General features: G+C 73.9%; 1 protein-coding gene. It reads left to right on the forward strand.

Going from position 1 to position 5,243, the window contains the following annotated elements:
• Positions 1 to 5,243, forward strand: a 5,243-nt coding sequence (locus AB0399_RS40275) for an amino acid adenylation domain-containing protein (RefSeq protein ID WP_366414670.1), incomplete at both ends; no start/stop codon positions are given.

The following is a 5,243-nucleotide window of genomic DNA, read 5'->3' on the forward strand; positions in this document are numbered from 1 at the left end:
GACCTGGAGTTCCTGGGCCGTACCGACGACCAGGTCAAGGTCCGCGGGTTCCGGATCGAACCCGGCGAGATCGAGGCGGCGCTCGCCGAACACCCGCACGTCGCCCGGGCCGCCGTGATCGTCCGGCAGGATCGGCCGCAGGACCCCCGTCTGGTCGCCTACCTGCAGCCCGCCACCGGGGCGGAACTCCGGACGGAGGACCTGCGGGCGCACCTGCGCGAGCGGCTGCCGGACTACATGGTGCCGGCCGCGTTCGTCTCTCTCGACACCCTGCCGCTGAACACCAGCGGCAAACTGGACCGGCGCGCCCTGCCCGCGCCCGAGTCCACCGCGACGCGGGCCGGCCGGGCACCGCACACTCCTCAGGAACAGGTGCTGGCTGGGCTGTTCGCCGAGGTGCTGGGCCTGCCGCAGGTCGGTGTCGACGAGGACTTCTTCGACCTCGGCGGGCACTCCCTGCTCGCCACCCGGCTGGTCTCACGGGTCCGGTCGACCCTCGGGGTCGAACTGGAGCTGCGCGCGCTGTTCCGCACCCCGACGGTGGCCGGGCTGGCCGCCGGGCTGGGCGGCGCCGACCGGGCCCGGCTCGCCCTGGGGCGGGCGGAGCGGCCCGCGACGGTCCCGCTGTCGTCCGCGCAGCGGCGGCTGTGGTTCCTGCGCCAGTTGGAGGGCGCCGCATCGGTCTACAACATGCCGCTCGCGTGGCGGCTCTCGGGACCGCTGGACCCGGCCGCCCTGGAAGCCGCGCTGGGCGACCTCGTCGACCGGCACGAAACCCTGCGGACGGTCTTCCCGGCCGTTGACGGCGTGCCCCACCAGCAGGTGCTGGCCGCCGGTCAGGCGCGCCCGGGGCTGTCGGTCACCCCGGCCGACGAGAAGTCCCTGCCGCGACTGCTGACGTCGGCCGCGGCGCGCGGATTCGATCTGGCGGCCGAACCGCCGCTGCGCGCCGAGGTGTTCGAGGTCTCGGCGGACGAGCACGTGCTGCTCCTGGTGATGCACCACATCGCCGGTGACGGCTGGTCGCTGGGCCCGCTGGCCGCTGACCTGGCCACCGCTTACGCGGCGCGCCACCTGGGCGGGGAGCCGCAGTGGGCGCCCCTGCCGGTGCAGTACGCCGACTACACGCTGTGGCAGCGCGAGCTGCTCGGTGACGCCGCCGACCCGCGGAGCCGGTTCGCCGAGCAACTCGGCTACTGGAAGCGGCAGCTGGCCGACCTGCCGGAGCAGATCCGGCTCCCCGCCGACCGCCACCGCCCCGCGACCCCCTCCCACTCCGGCGGCCACCTGGCGATCGAGCTGGACGCCGAACTGCACGCCGGGCTCGTCCGGCTGGGCCGCGAGCACGGCGCCAGCGTGTACATGGTGCTGCAGGCCGCCCTCGCATCGCTGCTGGACAAGCTGGGTGCGGGAGACGACATCCCGGTCGGCAGCCTGATCGCCGGCCGGACCGACCAGGCGCTGGACGACCTGGTCGGGTTCTTCGTCAACACCCTGGTGCTCCGCACGGACACCAGTGGCGACCCGTCCTTCGCCGAACTGCTGGTCCGGGTCCGGGAGGGCGCCCTCGGCGCGTACGCGCACCAGGACCTGCCCTTCGAGCACGTCGTCGAGGCCCTCAACCCGGCCCGGTCACCGGCCCATCAGCCGCTGTTCCAGGTGCTGCTTGCGCTGCAGAACGTGCCCCGCACCGAGTTCGCGCTGAGCGGTCTGGCCGCCGAGGTCGTCCTGGTGCGGACACCGACGGCCATGTTCGACCTGGGCTTCCACCTGCTGGAGCGCGGCGGCACGGGCGGCCCGGCCGAGGGCATCGTCGGACGGGTCGAGTACAGCACCGACCTGTTCGATGCCGCCACGGTGGAGGCGCTGGTCGCCCGGTGGCTGCGGCTGCTGGCGGCGGTGGTCGCCGATCCGGAGCGTCCGCTGAGCCGGATCGACGTCCTCACCGCCGAGGAGCGGCACGAGCTGCTGGTCGTTCGCAACGACACCGCCGGCCCGGCCCCTGACACCACCCTGCCCGCGCTGTTCGAGGCGCGGGTCCGGGCGACCCCCGAGGCCCCGGCGCTGCTGTTCGAGGACACCGCGCTGACCTACCGCGAGCTGAACCGCCGGGCCAACCGCCTGGCCCACGCGCTCATCGCCCGTGGCGTGGGCCCGGAGCGGATCGTCGCCCTGCGGCTGCCGCGCTCGGCCGAGCTGGTGGTCGCCGTCCTCGCGGTGCTCAAGACGGGCGCGGCGTACCTGCCCGTCGACCCGGACTACCCGGCCGCGCGCATCGCGCACATGCTTCAGGACGCACGCCCGGCCGTGGTGCTCGACGACCTCGCGGCCGTCACACCGGCCGGGGAGCTGCCGGAGCACGATCCGGCCGTTCCGGTGGACACCCGGCACCCGGCCTACGCCATCTACACCTCCGGTTCCACTGGCCGGCCCAAGGCCGTGGTGATGCCCGCCGCCGGGCTGCTGAACCTGCTGGCGTGGCACCACCGGACCGTCGGTGGCGAACCCGGCACGCGCACCGCCCAGTTCACCGCGATCAGCTTCGACGTCTCGGTGCAGGAGATGCTGTCCGCGCTGCTGTACGGCAAGACCCTGGTGGTGCCGACCGAGGAACAGCGCCGCAGCGCCGAACTGTTCGCCCGCTGGCTCGACCGCCACCGGGTCGAGGAGCTGTTCGCGCCGAACCTGGTGGTCGAGGCGCTGGCCGAAGCCGCCGAGGAGGCCGGGCTCGACCTGCCGCACCTGCGGCTGGTCGCGCAGGCCGGAGAGGCGATGCGGCTGGGCGCTGCCGTGCGCCGCTTCCAGGCCGGCCGGCCGGGGCGGATGCTGCACAACCACTACGGGCCGGCCGAAACCCATGTGATCACCGCCTACGCGCTGCCGGCCGACCCGGCCGACTGCCCGCTGCCGGTGCCGATCGGCCGTCCGATCGCGAACTGCCGGGCGTACGTGCTGGATTCGGCACTGCGACCGGTGGCCCCCGGCGTGCTGGGCGAGCTGTACCTGGCCGGCGCGGGTCTGGCCCGCGGTTACCTGAACCGGCCCGGGCTGAGCGCCGGGCGCTTCGTCGCTGACCCGTACGGCCTCGCCGGCACGCGGATGTACCGCACCGGCGACCTGGTGCGCTGGCGTGCCGACGGTGAGTTGGAGTTCGCCGGCCGGAGCGATCACCAGATCAAGGTCCGAGGATTCCGGATCGAACCGGGCGAGGTCGAGGCCGAGCTGACCGCGCACCCGGGCGTCGCCCAGGTCGCGGTGCTCGCCCGGGAGGACCGGATCGTCGCCTACGTCGTCCCCTCGGACGGGGCCGGGGCGACCGCCGCGACGCTCGGGGCGCACCTGCGCGATCGGGTGCCGGAGTACATGGTGCCGTCCGCGTTCGTGCTGCTGGACGCGCTGCCGTTGACGCCGAACGGGAAGCTGGACCGGGCGGCGCTGCCCGCGCCGGAGCCGGGTACGACCGTCGCCGGCCGGGCGCCGCGCACACCGCAGGAGCAGATCCTCTGCGAGCTGTTCGCCGAGGTGCTGGGCCTCGCCCGGGTCGGTGTCGACGAGGACTTCTTCGAGCTGGGCGGTCACTCGCTGCTGGCCACCCGGCTGGTCTCACGGGTCCGGGCCACCCTCGGGGTCGAACTGGAGCTGCGCGTCCTGTTCCGGACTCCGACGCCTGCCGGACTGGCGGCCGCGCTGCATCACGCCGGCACCGCGCGGCAGGCCCTGGTGCCACGGCCCCGCCGCGAACCGATGCCGCTGTCGTTCGCCCAGCGCCGGCTCTGGTTCCTCCAGCAGTTCGGGGCGCCGAGCGCCACCTACCACTTGCCGCTGGCGCTGCGGCTGTCCGGCGACCTCGACCGGGACGCACTGAGCGCCGCGCTCGTGGACATGGTGGCCCGGCACGAGACCCTGCGCACGGTCTTCCCGCACACCGCCGGAATCCCGCACCAGCGGGTGCTGGACACCGCCGAGGTCGCCGTTCCGCTGAGCGTGCGCCCGGCCGGCGAGGCGGAGCTGCCCGCCCTGCTGCGTGAGGCGGCGGTGCGCGACTTCGACCTGACCTCGGAAGTACCCCTGCGGGCGGAGCTGTTCGCGGTCGCGCCGGACGAGCACGTGCTGCTGCTGGTCATGCACCACATCGTCGGGGACGGCTGGTCCATGGGCCCGCTGGCCCGTGACCTGGCCGCCGCGTACACCACCCGGCAGGGCGGCGGGGCACCCGCGTGGCCACCGCTCCCGGTGACGTACGGCGACTACACCCTGTGGCAGCACGAGATCCTGGGTGACGAGCAGGACCCCGACAGCGTGTTCGCCCGCCAGGTCGCCTACTGGACGCGGGCGCTGGCCGGGTTGCCCGAGCAGCTGCGACTGCCCGCCGACCGGCCGCGCCCGGCCGCCATGTCGTACCGCGGCGACGTGCTGGAACTCCGGCTCGACCGGGAACTGCACGTGGCGCTGGTGGAGTTGGCGCGGCGTACCGGGTCGAGTCTGTTCATGGTGCTGCAGGCGGCGTTGGCGGCTTTGTACACGCGGTTGGGTGCGGGTACGGACATCGCGATCGGGAGTCCGATCGCGGGGCGTACGGACGAGGCGCTGGACGATCTGGTGGGGTTCTTCGTCAACACGCTGGTGCTGCGTACGGACACGAGTGGTGATCCGAGTTTCGTCGAGTTGCTCGGCCGGGTGCGGGAGACGGCGCTGTCGGCGTACGCGCACCAGGACGTGCCGTTCGAGCACCTGGTGGAGGCGCTGAACCCGTCCCGCTCGCTGTCCCACCACCCGCTGTTCCAGACCGGTCTGGTCGTGCAGAACGCGCCGGGTGGCGACTTCGAACTGCCGGGACTCCAGGTCTCCGGGGTCGCGGTGCTCACGGGGACCGCGCGGCTCGACCTGACCTTCGGGTTCGCGGAGGAGTACGGGCCCGAAGGCGCGCCGGCCGGAATCGGCGGTGGGGTCGAGTACAGCACCGACCTGTTCGACCGCTCGACGGTCGAGGCCCTGGCCGCGCGGTGGATCAGGCTGCTGACCGCGGTCGCCGCCGCACCCGACCGGCCGATCGGCGGGATCGACCTGCTGTCCGCCGAGGAACGCAGCGAGCTGCTGCCCGCCGTCGGGGACGCAGCGGCCGGGGCGAGCCTGCCCGAGCTGTTCGCGGCGCGGGTGGCGGCGGTGCCGGACGCGGTGGCGGTTGTCTGTGGGGGGACGGAGTTGACGTATCGTCAGCTCGATGTGCGGGCGAACCGGTTCGC

It is taken from the genome of Streptomyces sp. NPDC088194 (assembly GCF_040702025.1).
Classification (GTDB): domain Bacteria; phylum Actinomycetota; class Actinomycetes; order Streptomycetales; family Streptomycetaceae; genus Actinacidiphila.